The following is a 25,577-nucleotide window of genomic DNA, read 5'->3' on the forward strand; positions in this document are numbered from 1 at the left end:
TTCCAAAAGTTAAAAACGGGATTATCGTTTCAATGTTATGTACCCTGCAAACTTGCGCACCGTACCGTTCGTATTGTTTACCGCAAGGATCTCGTAATAATAGGTACCATCCGGCAGGTCCTCTCCCAATACCCGGTTGGCCTGGTTTCCTTTTCCGTTCCACTCGTTTTTATAGTCGAGCGACTTGTACACAAGGTTGCTCCACCTGTTGTAGATCTCCATTTTGATCGTGGTGTTGAATGGCCTTGTGATCACGAAATAGTCGTTGTACCCATCGTTGTTTGGTGAGAAACCTGTGGGTATGAATATGTCTACCACCGGTATCACAAACTTGGTTGGGGCCCGCACCGTAGGGTCTGAATTTGTAAGCGGATCATTGGATGATACCGATACTTTGCCCAAAGGCGAGTTGGCCGTGAGTACCGCTACGTTGTTCAATGTTCCTGCAAAACCGTTCGGGAACACTTTCAGCGTAAACTGGAGCGAATCTTTTTTGAACGCCGGCAGTTTGCTTACATCACTCAGCAGGTTGATGTTTGTTTTTCCATCGTAGGATGGATTGGCGATCAACCCACCGCTTGCTTTGATGTCTGCCAGGCTCCATGTAGATTGTATCGGGAACACTTTGGTAAGATCGTCCGTGATCTTTACGCTGTCCAGTAATTCGCCGCGCAGGTTGGTGGCAACGAGGTTGAACGATACGAGGAAGCTTCCATCCTGCTGCAATACAGGCGCCGATGAAAGTATCTTCTGTATGTCTGCCGCTTTGCCCGGCTCGAGCGATGTAATGGCGTATGCGGTTGCAGTTGCGGTACATCCGTTTGCATCGCTTACCGTTACGGTGTAGTTGCCCGGGTCGCCTACAACAATGCTTCGTGTGGTGGCGCCGGTTGACCATACATAGCCTGTTGCCTGTGTAGCCGTCAACGTGATGTTGCCTTTACCGATCACCATCGTACCTGTTCCCGTGATCACCGGTGTGGCTGGCACTGTGTAGATCTGTATGTAAACAGAGTTGCTGTATTTAACCTGGCTTCCTGAAATGGTTGCCCTGCGTAAATAGTAACTTGTTTTTACCGATCCCGTTGTATACGTTGCCGCTTCCGCGCCAATGATGTCTTTGAACGTTATGTTATCCGGTGAACTTTGCCATTGGTAGAGATACGCATCCAATCCACCTGTATTCACACTGGTTGGTATGATCTCCACGTTGTCGGCGCTTCCGCAATAACCGTTCGCCAGTACGGTGGTTGATCCTGTTTTGATACCGATGTCGCCCGGTTTCAACGGTGGCACCGGTGTGTTGATAATAATGGTTGTGATCACTTTCTCACTTGGAACATTGTTGTCATCCGGATCCGGGTTTGTTCCATCTGTAGAAAGGTCGGTTACTGTTGTCAGCAGATCGTCCGCATAACCCGATGCCAATGCCTGCAGCCTGTAAACGGATTGCAGCTGGTTGGGTGTGATGTTGATGACATAGCTAACGGTTGCTTCCTGTTTGAATCCAAGCAGGTTGGTTCCGGTAAGCATGTTTGTATCCGCCTTTGCATCAAATGCATTGTTGGTGTTGAGTCCGCCCGTTGCGGTGAGCGTTCCGCCTACAACATTGAATGTTGATGGGGTGAGGATGGATCGCAGCAGGTTCTCCTGCAGTTTCACGTCCCTGAGGTTCACGTTCCCGTAGTTCCTGAGTTTGTAAGAGAGCAATACATTGTAAGTGCCGTTGCCCTGTTCAACCGGCGTTCCCGCATTCAGCGCAACGCCGATTGATGCCGTAGGGAAGAGATTGATGACGGCCGGCAACGGATCGCCTTTCTTCGTCACCTCCGGATGTTCCTCTACTTTATCATTATCATTTGAAAGACTTGTTGTCAACGATGTGGCATCCTGTGTATGCCCTGTACCCAGTGCCACCGCCTGCATCACAAATGGTTCTGTATACCCGTTTGGTTTTACATGCAGCCAGAGGATGATGGTGGCATCCATTCCTACAGGAAGGTTTGACTGCGGGCCGAACATATAGATGCTGTGCCCATCGTCGCCCACGCGCACCACGGTTTCGTCTTCATCGTTGTTCCACAATTCTTCTCTTGTTCCATCAGGTGCCATGCCTGTCATGTCTAAGCCTGCTGCATTGTATGTTTTCTTCTTTGTAAGTTTTGCAAAAAGATCTGAATTGTTCACCCCATCGTAGTTCATGTTCTGTACAACGGTTGTGCCTGATACTTTCACACTGTCCAGCACATAAGTTACGGGGTTCGGGAACACATCCTTCAGGTTCAGTCTTGCCTGTGAATTGGCGAGATCAAGATCGCCTATGTTCTTCGTGTGCACCACGATGCGTGTTGCCCATGTACTGTCTACTTCTTTCCTGGCCGGATCCGCTTTCAGTGTAATAATCACTTTCGGAATTACAACACGTGTTGTTGTGGTATCGCGGATAAAATTCCGGTCCCTGGTCTCACCGTTTGCATCGGTCACTTTCACAAGCGTATACAAGGTGGTTGCAGGAATTTTTGCAACATCATAGGCTGTTCCGCTGGTAACGTTCCTGAGTGTATCGTTTTTACCTGCGGGTGATTTATCTGAATGATAGATCACGGTGAAAGGTGCGCGTCCTTCTGTTGCGGTGAACGTGATCCTTGGTGTTTCGAAATCGAAGATCGGCCCGTTGCTCCTGATACCGCCCTGCGGGCCCGTGAACGTAACCGTTGTTGTTTTTGAAATAGCTACCCCTGCGACGGATCCACAGATCGTTACATTGTCTGCTGTTGAGATCAGTTGCGATGTATAGGTTCCGTCGCCGTTGTCGGTTACTTTGGTAAACGTACCCCCGCTGGAGCAGAGTGTTGCCGGCCCGCCGCTGCAGCCAATGATGTTTCCAAGTACGTCGTACAATTGTATTTTGACATTGATCGGATCGTTGCTGGTGCCCGATGCTGTAACCGGTGTACCTGTAATGGTAACCTGTGCGTAATCGATGATCGCGATGTTGTAAGTAACCTGCGAGCCTGCACAACCCTGGTTGTATGGTGTTACCGTGATCACGCCATTGGTATTGCCCGCTTTCACGTTGATGGTATTGGTTGAAGATGACCCGCTCCATCCGCCGGTTGCAGGAACGGTCCACACATACGTGGTGGCCAATGCTGCCGGTGTTACGGAGAAAGTTTTAACCGTATCCCTCGGCATGGCGCACACACCGTTGATGCCACCCACGATAACCGGTTTCTGCAGAACGGTCACCTTCACCGAAGGTGTATATACCGCCGCATCTGATGATGTGCTTGCCGCTCTCCTGTAATAATAGGTTTGTGTTAACGTGCCCGCACCATAGTTTGCGGAGGTTGCTGCAGGAATGTTTGAGAACGTTACATTGTCGAGGCTTCGCTGCCATTGGTAATTGATCGTTCCGGTTCCGCCTGTTGCGGCTGTTGATGTAAATGCGACAGGCGCCGTTGATGCGCAGATCGTTTGCGGGCTGCCTATGGTTCCTGGTATCAATGCTCCTGCCGGAACAGCGGTCATTACAACCGTTGCCATTGCGGTACATCCTGTTGCGGTGATCCTTCCTGTTACGGTATATACGGTTGCACCTACCGCTGTGGGTGTGGCAATTACACTTGCAGTGTTGGTTGCTGATAAATAGGTGGCCGGCGCCCAATCGTAGGTATCGGCGCCGCTCGCCGCCAGGGTTGTTGAGGCACCCGCTGCCACCGTAACGGCTGTTGGTGATACATTCACTGATGGCAATGGCTTCACTGTTGCAGTGACCACGTTGCTGCGGACTGATTGACCGCCCGCTGTTGCCACCCGCCTGTAATAAGTAGTCGTAGTGATTGCACCAGCCGGCACATAGGTAGCCGCCGTTGCACCGGCGATGGTTGAGAAACCTGTGGATGCCGATGTTACCGATGCCTCCCATGTATAGGTAATGCCCGTTGCACCGCTCGCATCTGCCAGTGAGCTAAGCGTAGCCGGTGTAAACGGACCGCAGTTGTTCTGATCGGAGCCGATCGTTCCTGCATTGACCACCGTAACGGTAATGCTTGCCGAAGCGGTACAGCCGGATGGGGTAATGGTTCCGGTAACCGTATACCGCGTGGTAGACAATGGTGTTGCCGTAACAGACGCGGTTGTGGTTCCCGAGAGGCCCGTGGCTGGCGTCCATACGTAAGTGTCTGCACCGCTTGCCGTTAACCCGATGTTTCCGCCCGCGGCGATGGTGGCAGTTGCAGGTGCTGTTACGATGGTTGGTGATGTTGTATAAGTGATCGTAACCACGTTGCTGTATACAGCCGCATTGAGGTTGGTAGAAACTTTGCGCCTGAAGTAGGTAGTTGTGGTCAATGCACCCGATGGTGTGTAGCTCGATGTGGTGGCGCCGGCAATGTTTCCGAAATCGGTATTGTTGAGCGACGACTGCCATTGGTATACATATCCTGTTGCGGTGATGCTTCCTCCTGTTGCATTGGCGGTGGAGCTGAGTGTGCCGGGCACTGCGGATGCACTGCAGACAGTTGCAGGCGCAATGATCGTTCCGGGTGTTAAAGTTGGGTTAGTGAAGATTCCCCAATCGTAAGGGCCCATGTCTGCCAGCGTTGTTGTTGGCAACGCACGGGAGAGTGGTGTACTGTTGTTGTACCCGTTGGGCACAGATCCTGCCGGGAGCGCTGCTCCAATCAATACATCCTCACTGCTTAATAAAAGTTTCAGGTTGGCTGTTCCCGAAGGCACATTCGATAATAAATAGGTGCCGTCTATGTCAACCGGTGTTTTGTCAATAACGATGCTGTTGCCATCCACCACATACACGTACACGCCGCCATTACCGCTCGTACCCGTTTCCGTATTTGTTTTGATGTTCACAAACGAATTCGCGGCGCTCTGGTCGGCATCGTTCCATACGGTTCCTGATAAAGTGGTTGGAATTCCTTTCACCGTGATGGTTACGGTTGTGATTGAACTCAATGATGCACTCACACCACATCCTACCTGTCCGTCAACATGCGAATCTGTGATCTGGTATTGGTAAGTATCGGTTCCAACAAAATTTGTTGCCGGTGTATACTTGATGAGTTTGTTCGGCATCAGCGTGATCGTTCCGCTTGCCGGCGCTGTGAGCCCGAGTGCAGTAATGCTCACCGTGAGCGGATCGCTGTTCGGATCTGTATCATTGCTGATCACGTTGGTGTATACCGGATGGTTCATCAGCGTAACATCCGCATCGGCAGAAGCGATCGGCGCGATGTTGGGATTGGACGCACCGCTTACGGTGATGGATACGGTGGCCGTTCCGCTCGTTACACCCAATGGGTCAACCACGTGGTAAGTAAATGCATCAACACCAGAATAAGATGCGCCCGGTGTGTACACCAACGTACCATCGGCTTTTGCAACCACGGTTCCGTGGCCCGGCGCCGAAACGATCACCGCAGACAATGCCCCGCCTTCCGGATCTGAAGCGATGTCAAGTACCTTGAGAGATGAGGTTATACAAGCAAATGTATTTATGGTGCCAGGCCCTGCCACAGGCGGCTGGTTGTTTACCGTAATGGTTACGGTGGCCGTGCTGCTCAATGCTGCGGAACATGCATCAGCAGCAATGCCAACGCGCCTGTAGGTGAACTGGTCCGTTCCGGAGAAGCCTGAAGTTGGTGTATAGTCAACATTGTTGCCATTCACCACCGCGATGCCGTTTGAGGGTTGTGTTACGATGATTGGTGCGCCCAATCCGCCATAACCCACATCATTCGCGCCTACGTTGATCGAAGTAAGCGTTCCTGAATTAACTGTGGCAACGTCGTTTACCAGTGTTGGTGCAGATCTTGTTACGGTAATGCGGATGCTTGCTGTGTTGCTTGTTCCGTTTACCTGGTCGGTAACGGTATAGTTCAGCGTATCCACACCAACAAATCCACCACTTGGAGTATATAATATAGTCGTGCCGCCGCCAGTAATGGAAGCAGTACCACTAAATGTGTTAACTGTAGCTGCTGCACTTCCATTGATCAATGTGATCAGCTGGTTGTTGCCGTAATAGTTTTCATCGTTCGTTAACGGGCTCACGGTAACCGTAAGTGCTGAACTGGTTGCCGCAGCATCAGGATATACAATTGGTATATAGCTGGTTGGTGTGGGCGAACATGGGTAATAGCTTACGGTAAGCTTTGGCGGGGTGGTTCCCTCGCTACTGTAGAAAGAATAAGTTTGTGTTTTTGAACCTATCAAACCGAGTCGGAACCCATAGTTGCTCACCGGGCTGCTCACCCAGCTTTGCACGATGGATGTGACATAGGCGCCGACTTCACTTCCTGCATTTAATACAACACCAGAAGTAAACGGAAAATCCGCCTGCCCCGTAGTGCTGTAGTCTGTTCCTGCAGTACCCGCACCTGCCGTAGCCCAACCCGATGATACATCATAAGTGGTTGTGGCCGCATTGTATGATTTGAGCAATGCCGATGCCTGGAACGGAAAAGTACTGCTTGCCGAAGAGCTTAAGGCTGGATGTGTGTAGGTTGCAGAGGTGGTAAGTGTCAGCACCGCCTGTTTGATCACTGCGGTTGTTGAAAATGCAGTGGCCAACCCGCCAAACGTGATCAACGACCTCATCGCCGGGAAACCTTTTACGCTCAATGAAGTGGAGCTGCCGTTAGGGGTGGTTTGTGTAGTAACGTTGGTTCCATTGAGATAGGTGTCTGCGCTCGGAGTAAACACCTGTGTAAGCGGTGTCAGCGTCTCTATTGTTTGGTACAAACCCGTTCCGCAATTGTCTACAAGCGTTACACTCAACGTTCCGGTTGCGCAATACCCTGCAGTATTGCAGGCCTGGTATTCGATCTGCTCCACGCCCGTCTGCGCATTCTTCGATACATAAGAAATGGTTCTTGATCCCGGGTTCACATAAGCATACCCTTTCGATGTGACCGTTCTTGCACTGCGTATATAAAGCAGGTCTGCATCCGTTGCTGATTGCGTGCTTTTGTCGTTGGGAAGCACTTCAAATACCTTGAGTGTATTCACAAGGGCCGTTCCGGCATCATCTGTGAGCTTGGGAACCTGCGTATCATCGCCCACGGTAATATTGATCGTTCCCGATGCGCTCTCGGTTGCGCCGCCGTCGTTGCTTATTTTATAGGTGCCGGATGTTGTTCCCTTGAATCCTGCATTGGCAGTAAAGGTAATCTTTCCGTCTGATGAACTGCTTACTGTTCCGTTGGGTATTCCTGAGAAAGAGGTCATTGTTCTTACACCACCATTCGCATTAACGTTGTCGTCAAAAATATTGAAGGTGATGCTTCCGCCCTGGCATGATTCGGGGATCGATTTATTGATGGTTGCCGGCGCAGGGTAACCTACGTCGGGGATAATGGTGATCGTTTTTGAATCGAAACTTACACGTCCGCAGGCCTCTTTCACCACGCAGGTAACGATCACTGTTGTGATCACGCTGATGTTCGGTGCAGCCGTAAACGTTGTTGTATTTGCGGTGGGTGTATTCAACGTGCCGGCATTGGCTGGCGATACAGACCATGCATATTCTGTAACGGTTGCACCACCGAGATTGGTGGCAACAATGGGTGCCGATGTTTCGCCTGTTGTTGGCGTTGATTTTAATTGGGTGGATCCTGCGCCAAGACTTAAGTTGATGATCGGCGGAATCTTGTCGTTCATCGCAAAAAAACTAAAGTTGAAAAACATCCGCTGCGCCGCAACCTGGTCTGCATTGGAGCCCGCAATGTTGTGCGATGCCTGGTATGCCACATATCCATTTGTCGACACATCAAAGGCACGTCCATAAATATTTTCTACTGCTTTCGCGCCCGCATCGAGTGATGGAAGGTCGGATTGCGAAGGACTGGTGGTGAGGATCTTCGCGCCGGCTCTCCACGCACTTCCTAATTTAGGTAGATAAACCGTTTCAGAACCCGATAACTGGGCGTTGTCTGTTTTGCCGATGTATTGTCCTACCGGATCTCCCGGTAAAAAATTACTGAAAGGTGTTGAGGTCGGGTTGTGGTCGGTGAAAGGAACAAGCCCGTTCGTAGACAGGAAATTCATTTTGGTGGCCGGATTGCTTCCGTTCCACAGGTTTTCCAGTTCACTAACGGCATGACAGCCCGCCCATATTGCTCCCTTGTTGGTAGTGTTCCAGGTAAGCAGGTTGCCATGGTCGGCCCAGGTGGGGTCGGCGTGTGGCAATACAAAGATATCGTCGCAAGTGCCGAGATCGGCAGGCTGTTTGAAACTGTAAGCAGATGCGGGTATTCCTGCCGCATTCAGAAAGGAAACACCGATGCTTCCGTTCGTCTTATCCATTACCCATTTCGGAAGAAAATTGATCTTGAACGTTACATCCACGGTGATCGGGCTGTTCGTATAATCGATCACTACACCCTGGTTGGCCCAGTTGGTAAGCACCGCCTGCACATCAGCATTGATGAATTCTCCTGAAACAATGAAGGTACCGCCTTTGTATCCTTTCCCGTTGTAAACAAAATCGGCCCCGCCTTTTAGTTTCGCGGAATTTACCACGTAGCTAACCGGCACGTGGTTGTTTTTAAGCAAGGCATAAATCAATCCATAAGGCTTGAGAGAATTCTTCACCGTCGGCGATGCCGATCCCATATCAATGATCGCGGTACCTGATTTGAAAGTGGTGGTCTGGCCAAACGACTTGCTTTGCGAAAGAAATACACACAGGAATGCGCAGACAAGTAAAGCAGTTTTTTTAAGCATCATGATTGCTTCAGTTAATTATTCAAAATCAATTTCACAGATATAAACCAGGATCGTTTGTGGCGATCCTGGGTCTATCATTCAACGAATGGTATCAACAAGCAAAACAGGGGTCCTTGCAGACCTTCTGTTTTGCTTTGCATATTTCTGTTTGTTCTGTTGTTCTGTTCCTTTCTACGTTACGCGCTTCCTGTTTCCCGTTACTTATCCTGTTTATCCTCTTGCCTTGATCAGTTGTATCACTTTGCGTTTGGTGCCCTGTACCAGTTCAGCGTAATAGGTACCGCTTGCGTAGTTGTGGCCGATCTGGATCGTGCTGTTTGCTCCGATCTTTGTTTTCGCATCTACCACGCGGCCGTTCGCATCCATTACACGCATGCTGATCGGTGTTTCGTATTTGCTCTCCATTTTCAGCGTGAAGTAAGTAGTTGACGGATTCGGCATCACGGTCACTTTCAGTTCTTCTTCTGTTGTGGCAACCGCCTCAGCAGATTCGCCCGTTGCTGTTGTTTTATTCACTACGATAGGAGCAGATACTTCGTTCACACTGTTGCAAGGCGCCTGGTCGCAGCTTCCCAGCCTGTCGTTGCCATCGCTTCCACATGTGCTTGAGCTCAGGTGAGACGATACCTGGCTGAGTGCCACCTGTATGGTTTGCGGTGCCTTGTACTTAGCCGTATGGCACATGTATACTTTGCTTCCGTTCGTGCCCGGTACGCGGATATCGGTTACACAGATGCTGATGGTTGCGAATGATGTACAGCCATACTTGTTGGTCACTGTTACATTGAATGTAAAGTACCCGCTCACGCCCGGTGTAAACAATGGTGATGCCGCTGTTGTGCTGCTCAGTTTGTTCACGAACGATCCGCTCCATGCATAGGTATAAGGCGCGCCAGACGATGGCAGGCTGCACATGGTAAGTGTTGTGCTTTGTGCACCATAACCCAGGTAAAGGTTCGTGCTTACACCGCCTGTATACGTGCTGTTTGTTGGTACAGAAGTGATGTTTGCAGTAAACGGTACTCCAACGGTAATGTATTGCGCTGCCGTTGTTGTGTTACCTGCTGCATCCACTGCCTTCCAGGTACGTGTGATCACGTTGCCTGATGTGGCGTCTGTATAAGTAACAACTGGCGTGCTGCACGCATCTGTTGCCATTGCCGTACCCGTTGCCGCAGGCAATGTTGATGAACCACAGTTAACGGTTACAGCCGAAGGCACCGTAAGCGTCGGTTTCGTATTGTCAACGATCGTGATGATCTGCGTTCCCGTGCTGAAGTTACCCGCCGCATCGGTTGCTGTCCATGTACGCGTGATCTTGTTTCCATTCACCGCATCGCTATAGGTCACAACCGGCGTGCTGCAGTTGTCTGTAGCCGTAGCCATGCTGTTGCATCCCGATGGTGTGGTTGATGATCCGCAACTGAGGCTGATCGCACCCGGTACACTGATCACCGGTTTGGTATTATCTGTGATCGTGATCGTTTGCGTATCCGTTGCAAAATTGCCCGATGCATCCGTCGCTTTCCAGGTACGTGTGATCACGTTGCCCGTTTTTGAATCGCTGTAAGAAATGCTTACAGAACTGCAGTTATCGGATGCTGTTGCGTTTCCACCACAGTACGATGGTGTGGTTGATGCACTGCAGCTGATGCTGATATCCGCAGGCGCCGTGATCGTTGGTTTAACAAGATCCACAATGGTGATCACCTGCACATCCGTGCTGTAGTTTCCTGAGGCATCCGTTGCTTTCCAGGTTCTTGTGATCTTGTTCGTTCCTGCCACATCGGTATAAGTGATCGTTACGTTGCTGCAATTGTCTGTTGCTGTTGCGGTACCTGTTGCAGCAGGCAAGGTAGACGTTCCGCAGTTTACGGTGATGTCGTTCGGCTCTGTCAACACAGGCGCAACATTATCAACCACGGTGATCGTTTGCGTGCAGGTTGCATAGTTGCCTGATGGATCCGTAGCTTTCCATGTACGTGTTGTTTTGTTGCCGCTCACTGCATCTGTATAGGTAATGTTCACCACACCCGAATTATCGGTTGCCGTTGCAGTGCCCGCCACAGATGGCGCTGTTGATCCGCATGCTACGGTTGTGCTGCCCGGACAAGTGATCACCGGTTTGGTTGTTTCCGTTACGGTGATGGTTTGTACACAGGTTGCATAGTTGCCTGCGAGGTCTGTTGCTTTCCATGTTCTTGTGATCACATAGTTGTAATAGTTCGCCGCCGTTGCATCGCTGCCTTTTGTGCTTGCATCTGTATAAGTGATGGTTACATCTCCCGAGTTATCATCCGCTTCCGGTGATCCTGTTACAGCAGGCGATGTTGATGAACCGTACGCGATCGTTACGTTATCCGAACAATCGATCACCGGTTTCACGTTATCCGTATAGCCACTGCAAGGCGCCTGGTCACAACTTCCCAGCCTGTCGCCAGGGTGGTTCTCAAGGTGTGCCGCTACTGCACTGATGCCGATAGACAAGGTCATGCGTTGAGCAGGGTTGCCTGGCGGTACGTGGCAGATGTATACTTTCTTCTCATCATCGTCATCCGTTCCGCCATTGCCGCCGTTGTGCGGGCAATCTGAAGAACTGTGCGACCTGTGGTTACAGTTGCCATGGTTATGGCCATTGTGGTTGCAATCACCTGATGAATGTGATTGGTGGTTGCACACTTTCTGATCGTTGCTGTTGCCGCTGTGCGGACAGTTGTATGAACTGTGCCACTGGTGGTTACAGCTTGCGTGGTTATGACCCCTGTGCGAGCAATCGCTTGATGTGTGCGACTGGTGGTTGCACGTTCTTTGGTGATCATCATCGTCATCGCGATCGTTACAACTCCTGTGCGAGCAGTTGTATGAAGTATGCGACCTGTGGTTACAGGTATGGTTGTGGCCTTTGTGCGGACAATCGTATGAATTGTGCGACTGGTGGTTACACATACCCTGTTTATCGTCCTGGTCTTCTTTATCAGGACAATTGTATGAGTTGTGCGAGCCATGGCTGCAGCTGTGTCCGTGTCCGCCATGCGGGCAGTTCCAGGAGTAGTGCGACTGGTGGCCGCAGTTGTTGTTGCTTGGCGGTGTTGCTGTTGCAAACACCCTGATGTCTGTTACACAGATCGTGATGGTTGCGGTGTTTGTACAGCCCAGCGCATTTTTAACGGTAACGGTGAACGTAAAGCTTCCGCCTCTTGTTGGTGTAAATACCGGGTTAGCGGTAGTAGTGCTGCTCAGCATGGCTGCGTCTGCGCCGCTCCATGCATAGGTATAGCTACCTGCAGGAACATTGGTTTGCAGAACGGTGCTTTGCGCGCCGTAGCCGATGAAGAGGCTGTTCGCAGATCCACCTGTATAAGTATTGCTTGTTGGAACAGATGTGATGCTTGCAACAAACGGACCGCCCACAGTAATGGTTTGTGTGCATGTGTTTGTGTTGCCCGCAGCATCAACTGCTTTCCAGGTACGGGTTATGATGTTGCCGTTGGTTACGTCTGTGTAAGTAACAGATGCAACACCGCAATTGTCTGTAGCTGTTGCCGATCCTGTATTTGCAGGGGTTGGCAGCAATCCGCACGCAATGGTTGTGTTAGGTGCGCAAACGATCGCCGGCTTCTCGGTGTCCGTAACCGTAACGGTTTGGGTTGCTGTTTTTGTCCATCCCGCATTGTCCGTAACGGTCCATGTAACCGTTGTTGTTCCTACAGGATAATAGGTTGACGGATGGTCGTTGGTTACGCTTGCAACACCACAGTTATCGGCCGTAACCGGTGCAGCCAGTGTGATGTTCGCACCGCAGATGCCTGCGCTGTTGCCCACTGATACATTGGTTACGCTGATGGTTGGCATTTCATTATCCAATACAGTTACGCATGTTTTTGCCGTATCTGTAACGTTGCCGTTCACATCCGTTACGGTCCACTTTACGATTGTTTTACCAACCGGGTAGAATGTTGAAGGATGATCGTTGGTTACGCTTGCCACGCCGCAGTTGTCGCTCGTTACCGGCGTACCCAGGCTGGCAATGGTCGCACCGCATTTGCCTGCATCGTTGTTAACGCTCCATGCCGCCGGCGCTGTAATACGAGGTTTCTCATTGTCAACAACCGTAACTGTGAAGCTGCAGGTAGCTGAACCACACAGGTTAGATGCCGTGATGGTTACCGTAGTTACACCCCTGTTGAAGGTTTTACCACTTCCGTTGCCAGGACCGCTTCCTGTAGTTGCGCCGCTGAATGTATAGCTGCATGCTGCAGATGGCGTTGCCGTTGCTGCTGATGTGTATGTTACCACCGCACTGCAGTTACCTGCATCGGTGTTAACTGATTTATTGGTCGGACATGTTGTGAACACCGGTACAACGCAGTTCACGATCACCTTGAATGAGCAGGTCGACGTATTGCCGTTGCCATCGTTCGCAGTTACGGTTACTGTTGTTGTGCCTACCGGGAAGAAACTTCCGGATCCTTTGCTGTACGTGATCGTTGGTGTTGTACAATTATCTACCGCCAATGCCGTGTACGTTACGTTTGCCCCGGCCTGCCCGCTTACTGTTGTGTTTGCAGTAACGGTAATGTCACCAGGACATGTAACCGCAGGTGGCGTAACATCTTTCACGATCACCGTTTGTGTTTGTGTAGAAGTGTTGCCGTTGCCGTCAGCATAGGTCCATGTGATCACATACGTGCCTTGCGCAGTATAGCTGAGTGCGCTTGTGGTTGTGCCGGTAATTGTTCCTGCACAGTTGTCTGTTGCAACAGGCGCTGTAACAAACGCATTGCATTCTGCTGTTACCGTAGGCAATGTTGCTATGTTAGGCACAGGTGCCTGTGTATCTTTTCCGCTATAGGTTACGCATGCGGTTGTTGTGTTGCCGCTCGCATCGGTGATGGTGTAGTAGTATTTACGCACCCATCCTGCAGCGTTGGTGCCGGTGGTGGTTGTGTTTGTTAATACCGCTGTTACCGTTCCGCTGCAGTTATCCGTATACAATGCTGCAATGCTTGCAGTTGACGGAGCCGCCGGTACACCTGCAAGGCATTGGCCATTGCTGTTGCCAGGCAAGCTTCCTGCTACGATGAGCGTTGGAGCAGTGTTGTCGTTTACAGTGATGATCTGCGTACACGTTGACTGGTTTCCTGAAGGGTCAACAGCTTTGTATGTACGTGTGATCGTGTATTTGTTTGGCGCCGACTGGTTAGAGATCACATCGCTCACAAAACTTACTGTGTAAGAACAGTTGTCCGCCGCGCTTACAGAAGCCGTATTTGGTGCCGGTACTGCTGAAGCACACTGAACGGTTACCGGTGCAGGACAAACGATCGTTGGTGCGATGGCATCCAGTACGGTTACGGTTGCGTTGGCAGACATGCTGTTGCCGTCAACATCGGTTACGGTTAATGTAACGGTGTTCGGACTGGTTGCAATATCAGCGCAGCTGAAATTGGTTCTGTTGAGGGTGATGCTTGCGATTCCGTCAGGATCGTAAGAACCATTGTCGATCTGGCCAGGTGTAATGCTCACGTTTCCGGTTGCATCTACGTAAACAGTAATGTTTCTCACTTTGATCACAGCCGGATCATTCACCGACGCGATCGTAATGTTCACAGTTGCTGTTGCGCAATCTCCGTTGATGTCGCAGACTTTGTAAGTAAACGCGTCTGTGCCGTGGTAGTTTGCATTTGGCGTGTACACATAAGAACCGTCAGCATTCAACACGAGTGTTCCATGTGCCGGGTTTGATACAACGCTCCATACATTGCCACCATCAGGGCTTGGTGTATCGTTGCCCGCAACAGTTGAATGGATCGCTACATCTTCGTTGGTAGATACCGCATCATTCACGGCAACAGGCACATCATTCACCGGAACCACTGTGATGGTAACAGTTGCAGTTGAACAATCGCCATCCACATCACAAACTTTGTAAGTGAACACGTCTGTGCCGTTGAAGTTGGCATTCGGAGTGTAAGTATAAGTTCCATCGGTATTGAATACCAAAGTACCATGTGTTGGGTTTGTTACAACACTCCAGGTATTACCGCCATCTCCGCTTTCCGTATCGTTGGTCCTTACAGTCGACGTAAGAACTGCATCTTCGTTTACAGACTCGGTATCGTTCACTGCAACAGGTGCATCGTCTACCGATACTACTGTAATTGTTACAGTTGCAGTTGAACAATCGCCATCCACATCACATACTTTGTAAGTGAACACGTCTGTGCCGTTGAAGTTGGCATTCGGAGTGTAAGTATAAGTACCGTCAGTATTGAATACCAAAGTACCGTGTGTTGGGTTTGTAACAACACTCCATGTATTGCCGCCATCTCCGCTTTCTGTATCGTTGGTCCTTACGGTTGATGTAAGAACTGCATCTTCGTTTACAGACTCGGTATCGTTCACTGCAACAGGTGCATCGTCAACCGATACTACGGTGATGGTTACAGTAGCAGTTGAACAGTCACCATCCGCATCACATACTTTGTACGTGAATACGTCTGTGCCGTTGAAGTTGGCATTCGGAGTGTAAGTATAAGTACCGTCAGTATTGAATACCAAAGTACCGTGTGTTGGGTTTGTAACAACACTCCATGTATTGCCGCCATCTCCGCTTTCTGTATCGTTGGTCCTTACGGTTGATGTAAGAACTGCATCTTCGTTTACAGACTCAGTATCGTTCACCGCAACAGGCACATCGTCAACAGATACTACTGTAATTGTTACAGTTGCAGTTGAGCAATCGCCATCCGCATCACATACTTTGTAAGTGAACACGTCTGTGCCGTTGAAGTTGGCATTCGGAGTATAAGTATAAGTACCGTCGGTATTGAATACCAAAGTACCGTGTGTTGGGTTTGTAACAACACTCCACGTATTGCCGCCATCTCCGCTTTCTGTATCGTTGGTCCTTACAGTTGATGTAAGAACTGCATCTTCGTTTACAGACTCGGTATCGTTCACTGCAACAGGTGCATCGTCAACCGATACTACTGTAATTGTTACGGTTGCAGTTGAACAATCGCCATCCACATCACATACTTTGTAAGTGAACACGTCTGTGCCGTTGAAGTTGGCATTCGGAGTGTAAGTATAAGAACCGTCAGTATTGAATACCAATGTGCCGTGTGTCGGGTTTGTTACAACACTCCAGGTATTGCCGCCGTCTCCGCTTTCTGTATCGTTGGTTCTTACAGTTGAAGTAAGAACTGCATCTTCGTTTACAGACTCGGTATCATTCACAGCAACAGGTGCATCGTCTACCGGTGTTACATTGATGGTAAGCGTTGATGATGCATTACCACCATGCCCGTCAGTGATCGAATACGTTACAACCGGTACCGGTCCATTGTAATTCGGTGCCGGGATATAAGTATATGATCCATCCGCATTCACAACGATATCGCCAATGCCAGGAATAAGGGCAATATTACCCGGTGCATATGGTGTTCCGTTGATCACAAAACCTGTTACGGTAAGAACATCACCATCGATATCGCTATCGTTAGGCAATACATTACCGCTCACCGGCGTGTCTTCGCTGGTTGTGTTGGTATCCGGGTTTGCAACAGGCCCATCGTTAACCGGTGTTACGGTAATGGTCAATGTTGCGTTCGCTGTTCCGCCATGACCGTCGGTGATGTAATACGTAACCACCGGTACCGCACCATTGAAGTTTGCCGCTGGTGTGTAGGTATAGCTGCCGTCAGCATTCAACACGATCGTTCCTTCTGCAAAGCTTGCTGTTTGTCCTGCGGTATAGCTTATGTTGTTTACGGTAAAGGTTGTTACCGTTAATGTATGTCCGTCGATATCACTGTCGTTTGGCAAAACGTTCCCGCTTACCGGTGTATCTTCTGTTGTTGTGTTTACATCAGGGTTTGCAACCGGCGGGTTATTGGTAACGATCACATTGAATGAACAGGTTGCCTGGTTACCCGCAGCATCTGTTGCAGTTGCCGTTACCGTGGTTGATCCGATCGGGAACAAGCTGCCCGGTGCAATTGAGTAGGTAACAGCAGGTGCCTGGCAATTGTCTGTTCCCTGCGCCACATAAACAACGTTTGCACCATTTTTACCTGCTTGTGCAGGTACGGTAATCGTACCCGGGCAGGTTATGGTTGGCAATTGATGATCGGCAACGCTCACAGTAAAGCTTCCCGTGGTTACATGTCCGTGAACATCTGTTGCCGTATAGGTTACCGTTGTTGTACCGATAGGGAACTGTTCGCCTGATTGATGATCCGATACCATGGTTACCGCACAGTTGTCTGTTGCAGTTGGCGCCGTCCATGTTACAGTTGCCATGCATGCATTCGCGTCTGTAGACTTGCTGATGTTAGCCGGCAGGTTGTGTATCACAGGGAACTCATCATCTGTAATGGTGATGGTTTGCACACCTGTCTTCGTATGTCCGTGCGCGTCGGTCACTGTCCATGTTACGGTTGTTACACCTACAGGATAAGGATCTGTCAGTGACAAGCCATCGCTTCTCACACCTGCTACTGTTGCAGTGCCGCAGTTATCGGTTCCTGTTGCGGCTCCCAGAAGAATCGCGGTTGGACCGTAGCCTGGCGTGTGGCCGTCTGGTGTTACTGTATTGATGTCTGCAACACTGTTCGCAAATTTATAAGAGCACAATCCTGCATCAGCTGTATGTGTTACATCTGCAGGAACGGTGATGGTTGGATCTTCCGTATCGTTCACCGTTACATCAAAGCTTGCAGAGGCTGTATTGCCGCTTGCATCTGTTGCCGTGTAATGAACGGTTGTTGTACCGGTCGGGAACACATCACCCGGGTGCTTGTCAGAAACAAGCGTTACTACCGGGCAGTTATCCGTTGCTGTTGGTATTGTCCATGTAACTACTGCTCCGCATGCACCTGCATCGTTTGATTTGCTGATGTTCGCTGGAACATTTGTGATCACTGGGTTCTCATGATCTTCCACTGTGATCGTAAAGCTGCATACAGCGTCGCCACATGCATTGTGTGCAGTGATGGTTACTGTAGTTGTTCCTTTGTTGAACACTGAACCGCTTCCGTTGCCCGAACCGCTTCCGGTTGTTGCACCGCTGAAGCTGTATGTGAGCGATGGTGCCGGTACGCCGTTCACCGTTGTTGTATAGTTAACTACCGCGCTGCAGAGACCCGCATCGGTGTTAACGGTTTTGTTTGAAGGGCATACAGCAAATACAGGTGATGAACAGTTGATGTCTGCCGTGATCGCAAAGTCATAAACAGACTCGTCGTTGTCGTTGTTGCTTACAACAACGGTTGCTGTTTTTGTTCCTACTGTATTTGAAAGGAACGTAACATCAAACGTTGTAGAAGCGCCCGGCGCGAGAACGATTCCTTCAAAGCCGCTTACGGTAAAGTTAGCCGCATCTGCGCCGCTGATATTGATCGCAGATACATCCAGGTTCTCGGTTCCTGTATTCTGTATCGTAAACGTTTTAACAACAGGTACGCCCAGTGTTGTGCTGCCGAAGTTTGTATGGTCTGCCGTTGATGGCGTTGCATCGCCGTCAACAATAGTTTGATTGTTGCCTGTGATGTTGATCTCTGGCGCAACCACTGTTACGTCGAAATGACAAGTGCTTGTATGTCCGTTGCCATCATCCGCAGTAACCGTTACGGTTGTTGTGCCTACAGCAAAGAAGCTGCCTGACGCCGGTGAGTAGGTCACGGTTGGTGTTCCGCAATTGTCTGTTGCTGTTGCATTGTAGGTAACAAGTGCACCGTAGCCGCTTCCCGTGTTGGTTGCGGTTCGGGTGATGTTTGCCGGGCAGGTAACCGTTGGCGGTGTAACGTCGCTGATGATCACATGCTGCTCTGCGGTGGTTGTATTGCCGCTCGCATCGGTGAACGTCCAGTGAATTACGTGATCGCCCTGCGTTGTATAAGTAAGTGCATCTGTTGTTGTACCAACAACGGTGCCGGCGCATGCATCGGTGGTTGTTGGCGCAGTTGCTGTAGCAGCACATTCTGCTGTAATGTTTGGCAATACTGGTGTTACAGGAGCCGTTGTATCGGCCACTGTTACCGCAATCGCGTTGGATGATACAGACGTACAGCCATTGTTTGTGATCTGTACAGTATAGCTGCCAGATACCGTTGCAATGTAATCTGCATTGGTTGCACCATTGATCGCGTTGCCATCTTTGAACCATTGGTAAGTATAACCAGCACCCGTGTTGGCATGCAGGGTAACGGTTTGTGCAGGACAAACAGATGTGTTTCCACCTGCAGTTATGGTTGCAACCGGCGTTGGTTTAACGGTAATGAATACCGGTTTAATGGCAGAGCAGCCCGTTGACTGGTCGTTCACCATTACATAGAAACTTGTGTCGGCTGTAAATGTAGCATTGAAGGCAGCTGTTGTTGCAACAACATCTTCATTGAATTCAGAGTTGTTGTGCCACTCGTAGGTGTAGCTGCCGCTTCCGCCGGTTACAGAGGCAGAAACAGGAAGTGTTACGCCAGCGCAGATATTGTTCTGTGCGGTGATGGTAATTACCGGGGCCTGGATCCTGGTTACAGGAGCAGAACCGTTCATCAGGTATTCGCATGCAGGCGGCAATCCTGGTTTGGTTGCCTTGATGGTGAAGGTACCCGGTGCAAATCCGCCGGTGAAGCTGAGCGCACCGGATGTACCTGGTTTCGACATACCCGTGCTCACTCCATTTCTATAAAGCACATAAGTAACGCCGGTTTCAGATCCACTTAATGTGATCGTTACCTGTTGGTTCACATTAGAGCAAACCGCTGCGCCGCCGCCTACATTGTAAGTTACCGGAACAGCAACCGGTGTAACAGTGATCGGTGCCGGGTTGCTCTGGCAACCGTTGATCGTTTGTCGTGCACCATACGTACCCGCAACGTTTACAATGATGCTGTTGGTTGTTTCACCGTTTGGTATCCACACCAAAGAACCTGTTGCGTTGTTCGCGACAACCGTGATGCTTCCATCACAATTAGGATAAGATGAATAATTGATCACTGCAGGTGTTGCTTTCGGAGCCGCAACGCCCGTACCCGCTGCACTTGTGCAACCGGCTACAGTTTGGGTTACGGTATATGTTCCGGCAGCGTTAACAGTGATGGATGGCGTTTGCTGGCCATTGCTCCAAAGCAATGAACCCGTATAATTTGATGCGGTAAGGGTTGATGTGTTGTTACAATTGTCTACAACCGTTACGCCTGGAGCCGATGGTGCTGTTTTCGGGTTGGCAACCGCAACGAATGGTGCGCTTGTGCAACCGTTCACAGTTTGTGTTACGGTATAATTGCCTGCTGCAGAAACCGTGATGGTTGCTGCTGTTTCTCCCGTACTCCACGCAAGTGGTCCGCTGTAACCGGAAGCAGTCAACGTAGATGTTCCGTTGCAATTGTCAACAACCGTTACCTGCGGAGCGGCAGGCGCTGTTTTCGGAGAAGCAAAACCTCCGTTTACCATACTTGTACAACCGTTAACCGTTTGCGTCACCGTAAACGATCCTGGTGCAGAAACCGTAATGGATGGTGTTGTTGCGTTGTTGCTCCACAACAATGTGCCTGTATAATTTGATGCAGTGAGTGTTGATGTTCCGTCGCAATTATTGACTACCGTTATAGCCGGTGCTGCCGGTGTTGTTTTCGGATTGGCAATACCCGATCCTGGTGCGCTCACACAACCATCGACGGCTTGTGTAATTGTGTACGTACCGGCTGAAGAAACTGTAATAGAATTACCCGTTTCGCCTGTGCTCCACAACAATGTTCCGTTTGCGGTAGTCACCAGTGTTGATGTTCCGTTACAGTTATCAACCACAGTAACCACCGGTGTTGCCGGCGTGTTTTTGATTGTGCCAACAGAGATGCCGCCCGGTACACTTGTACATCCGTTCACAACCTGGGTTACAGTGTACATACCGGAGGTTGTAACTGTAATTGAGTTGGTTGTTTCTCCCGTACTCCACAATACCGGTCCTGATGCCTGGGCAGTCAATACCGTAGTTCCGTTGCAATTGACAACATAAGTAATGGTTGGCGGAGCCGGATTTGTTTTCGGCGCCGCAACGCCTGATCCTGCTGCACTTGTACAACCGTCTACTGTTTGTGTAACGGTATATGTACCCGCACTGCTTACGCTGATGCCTGGCGTTGTTTCCCCTGTGCTCCACAATACTGTTGCAAGTGGATTATAATTGGATACAGTTAAGAATGAAGGCCCGTTACAATAATCAGTAACGGTAACCACCGGTGTTGCCGGGGTAGATTTAGGTGAGGCCACACCCGAAGCCAGTGCGCTTGTGCAACCGTTCGCTGTTTGTGCAACCGTATAAGTACCGGCCGCATTAACAGTGATTGATGCGGTAGTTGCATTGTTGCTCCACAACAATGAACCTGTATAACCTGATGCGGTTAATACCGATGTTCCATCGCAGTTGTTAACCACTGTAACAACCGGTGTTGCCGGAGTGGATTTCGGTGCAGCAATGCCTGAACCCGCCGCGCTTACACAACCATCAATGGTTTGTGTTACGGTATAAGTTCCGGCAGATGATACAGTGATAGATGATGTAGTTGCATTGTTGCTCCACAGCAAAGAACCCACATAACCTGATGCGGTCAGCGTTGATGTTCCGTCGCAGTTGTCTGCCACAGAAACAACGGGTGTTGATGGAGTTGGTTTAACCGTAACAGTGACAGGCGCCGATGTTGCCTGGCAACCTGTTGTTGTTACACTTACCGTATAATCTCCAGAAGCTGTAACGACAATGGATTGTGTTGTTGCGCCGTTGCTCCACAGGTTGTTGGCGGCTGAGCTTGAGGTCAGCGTAACAGATCCGCCGTTGCAGAACGTTGTCGGCATCGCATTTGATGAGATCGTTGGTGTTGCCGGGTAATTGATGGTTGCAGTTACCGGTGTTCTTGTTGCAGATGTACAACCTGTAGTTGTGTTTCTTGCCTCGGCATAATAGGTTGTAGTTGTACCATGACCTATCGCCGTATATGAATTAGATGCAGTTGCAATTGGTGAACCTCCTGATGCGCTCGCATACCAGTCGATCACTTCACCTGCACCCGGTGTTGCCGAAATGGTAACATCACCTGCGCCGCAGCGTGCGTTGCCCGTTCCCACCGGTGCGGCAGGTAATGGGTTAACAGTAACCACGATGGTTGATGAAGTGGCCACGCAGCCATTGTTGTTTACAGTAACAGCGTATGAACCCGATGCATTTACGGTGATGGATTGCGTTGTTGCGCCGTTGCTCCAGCTGTTGTTTGCAGCTGAACTTGAGGTAAGCACTACCGATCCGCCTGCGCAGAAAGTAGCAGGGCCTCCCGCGGTAAGGTTTACAACCGGTGTTGATTTAGGCGCCGCAATGCCAGACCCGGCCGCACTTGTGCAACCGTTTACAGTTTGTGTTACGCTATAGGTTCCTTCTGAATTGACAGTGATGGATGCTGTTGTCGCATTTGTGCTCCACAGCAACGAGCCTGTATAATTTGATGCAGTTAAGGTTGATGTATTGTTGCAATTGTCAACAACAGTCACGGTTGGGGCCGATGGTGTTGTTTTCGGCGCCGCAACACCTGAACCCGCTGCGCTTGTGCAGGCGTTAACGGTTTGTGTTACGGTATAGGTTCCTGCAGACGATACGGTGATGGATGGTGTAGTTGCATTGTTGCTCCACAGCAACGATCCTGTATAATTCGATGCAGTCAAAATTGATGTACCATCGCAATTGTCTGTAACCGTTACAGCCGGAGCCGACGGAGCCGCTTTGGGCGCCGCAACACCCGAACCTGGCGTTACACTCGTACAGCCATTTACATTCTGTGTAACCGTGTATGTACCCGGTGTGCTTACTGTGATAGATGGCGTTGTTGCGCCATTGCTCCAGCTCAGCGAACCTGTATAGTTTGAAGCGGTCAATGTAGACGTTCCGCAGTTATCAACAACGGTTACAGTTGGTGTTGAAGGATTGTTCAACACATTGAGGCTCGCGTTGCCACTCATTGTAAGGGCGCAAGGCAGGCCTGCTTTTTCTGCACGTACATTATAATAGCCCGCGCCAAATGAAGCAAAGGTCCCGGTAAATGCAATGGCAGAACCGGTACCGGCTAAAGTTGTAGCGGTGTTGTTTCCGTTTTTAACCAGCCTGTACGTAACCCCTGCTTCTGAACCACTCAACCCGATGCTCACGTTGGTGCTGTTTACGGCATCTGCACAAATGGTCATGCTTCCGCTTACGGTATAGTTTGTGTTTGGTACCGCGATCGTAGTCACAGTGATGGGCGCCGATGCACTCTGGCAACCGTTGATGGTTTGCCTTGCACCATAGGTACCTGAGGCAGTTACGTAAATGCTGCTTGTTGTTTCACCATTTGGTGTCCATAACAATGAGCCGGTTGCATTTGTTGCCGTAACCGTTACGTATCCTGAACAATCGGTAACCGTTGAATAAGTGATGGTAGCCGGTGTGGATTTAGGTGCTGCTACGCCTGAGCCCGCAACACTTGTACAACCATTCACTGTTTGTGTAACCGTATAAGTACCGGCCGAAGAAACATTGATGGATGGTGTTGATTCGTTGGTGCTCCACAACAGCGTGCCTGTATAATTTGATGCGGTTAATGTGGATGTGTTGTTACAGTTGTTGACTACTGAAACGGTTGGTGCAGAAGGGATCGCATTTACAGTAACCTGTGTTGCTGCAGACGTAGCAGAGCAACCATTCATAAATACGGTTACCGAATAGCTTCCTGTTTGGTTAACAGTGATCGATTGTGTAGTGGCACCATTGCTCCACAGGTAGCTGCTTGCCGAACTTGCAGTAAGTGTAACGGATCCGCCTGAACAGAACGAGGTTGGGCCAACGGCTGTAACAGTTGGTGTCTGCACCTGGAATACCGGAACAACGATCGATTCTTCAACAGAAGAACAACCGTCTGCCGTTGCCTGAACGCTGTAAGTAGTGGCCGCGGTAAGCGTGGTAGTTGTGAAAGATGAACCCGTTCCTACCGTGGTGCCTGATTTTTTCCATACAAAGGTTGCGCCGCCCATGTCAGAAGAAGCGGTGATCGTTCCTGAAGTGCCGTAGCAAACAGGGTTCGGGCTAACCGATGCCGTAACATGTGGTTTTTGTTTCACCTCAACCGTTGTACCGAGTGAGTTTGCAGAACAGCCATTTGTAGTTACCTCGAGCCCGTAGGTTCCGCTTTCTGTTACAACGATCGAGCGGGTTGTTGCGCCTGTGCTCCAGTTGTAGCTGTCGGCCTCGCTGGAAGTAAGGGTTACCGAGCCGCCGTCGCAGAAAGTGGTTGCGCCGCTTGCAGTGATCGTTGGCACCGGGGTTGTATTCACCGTTACCACTACCGGATCGGAGATCGTGGAACAAGCGCCGTCTGTTACTTTAACTGTATAGGTTCCACTTGCATTTACTGTTATGGATTGGGTAGTTGCACCATTGCTCCACAAATTGCCTGTAGCAGATGATGAGGTCAGTGTTACAGAACCACCTGTGCAGAAAGTGGTTGCGCCATTGGCTGTAATCACAGCTGCAGGTGGCGTACATCCTTCCGGAATATCATATTCGATAACGATTTCACCATCCTGGTCGTAATCGCCAAGATCGGTTGGTTGTTCAGAATCACGGGTACCGCCTACGTTCGTATTAAAATAAGATCCACCGCCACCACCATGGGCGCCTGCGTCGAAATTTGAAGTACCCGCACCCCCGCCGCCGCCGGAATAACCGCCGCCACCGCCACCGCCACCAAAGAAGGTTGCACCGCCGCCACCGAATCCACCGTATCCGAATCCATCTACATTATCACCACCGCCGGCAGCCGGGTTGGTTGCATCCTGCGGACTGCGGCCATGAAAAGGCCCTCTCAGCTCAGGAAAATTATTGTCGTCAACACTTGGGTTCCAACCGGCACCGCCACCGGATGCAGGGTTTTCATCAGATGTGAGTCCATCTACGTCCCTTGCATTCTGGCCGCCATTGCCGCCTGTGCCAAAATCTCCTCCCTGCAGTTCAGAAGTGGCTGTTCCGTAACGGCCGTTGGGGCCGAGTACATTTGCATTGATATCGTGTTCCGCATCATCGGCCGGGCTCGCATCTATTAATGCGGCGCCGCCACCGCCGCCTGCCGCCATCAGCAATACGTTCGAATTGCCGGAAATGTAATAGGCAAAGCTTCCGCCGCCGCCGCCGCCGCCATTGTACCCGTCGCTGCCACCTTTCTGGCCAACAATGATCTGTATTGTTTTACCCTGTAATGAGGTTCCGTATGAGCCCGACAATTTCGCGCCTTTACCACCTTTGTTCACATCCCAGTTGCCACCCGCGCCACCTCTTGCCCTGATGGTAATGTTAATCGCATTACCCGGGATTGGATGCGAGGCAGCCGCCCCAGTTGCAGCAAAGGGCGCCACAACATGGCTGTACAAAAGTGGACCAGCAGTTTGCCTGGGTGCAAGCTTCTTACCAGACTCTTGAAGGGGATTGAGTTGCCCTGGAGCTTTGCGCAAAGTGTTATCACTAACCGCTTTAGGAACGGATCCATTGAAACGGCCAGCTTTGGCTGGCTTTGCGTTAGTGGAAATAGCGCTGAGCAGGACAGCTAAAAGGCTAACAAAACAAATCGTTCTGAGTAGAACTGTTTTCATAACAGCAGGTTTTGGCGTAATACTTTTAAGAATCTATTCTCGACACAGCTGGAACGCTTGATGGTAAAGGGTTTCAGCCGTTTTATATTTTTACTGCGCTTCTCACATCAACAAACAATACGCGCGCACTTTTCTTCTGTTTTGTGCAGGATTACAGCCACAAG

At 50.2% G+C, this 25,577-nt stretch carries 2 protein-coding genes; both read right to left on the minus strand.

Translation table 11 applies throughout. The features are described 5' to 3' along the window. Positions 1 to 21: 21 nt before the first annotated feature. Positions 22 to 8,748: an Ig-like domain-containing protein gene (locus GWC95_RS17070; RefSeq protein WP_161819924.1), complete on the minus strand. Its 8,727-nt coding sequence runs from the start codon at positions 8,746 to 8,748 to the stop codon at positions 22 to 24. Positions 8,749 to 8,958: 210 nt separating this feature from the next. Continuing rightward, a complete protein-coding gene (locus GWC95_RS19645; RefSeq protein ID WP_202630309.1) occupies positions 8,959 to 25,413 on the minus strand; it encodes an Ig-like domain-containing protein in 16,455 nt (5,484 codons plus the stop codon). Positions 25,414 to 25,577 lie beyond the last annotated feature (164 nt).

Source organism: Sediminibacterium roseum (genome assembly GCF_009939005.1).
Classification (GTDB): domain Bacteria; phylum Bacteroidota; class Bacteroidia; order Chitinophagales; family Chitinophagaceae; genus Sediminibacterium; species Sediminibacterium roseum.

Excerpts from the sequence above, each read along its gene's own strand:
- GWC95_RS17070 (WP_161819924.1), bottom strand. The coding sequence starts at position 8,748 with ATGATGCTTAAAAAAACTGCTTTACTTGTCTGCGCATTCCTGTGTGTA.
- GWC95_RS19645 (WP_202630309.1), bottom strand. The coding sequence starts at position 25,413 with ATGAAAACAGTTCTACTCAGAACGATTTGTTTTGTTAGCCTTTTAGCT.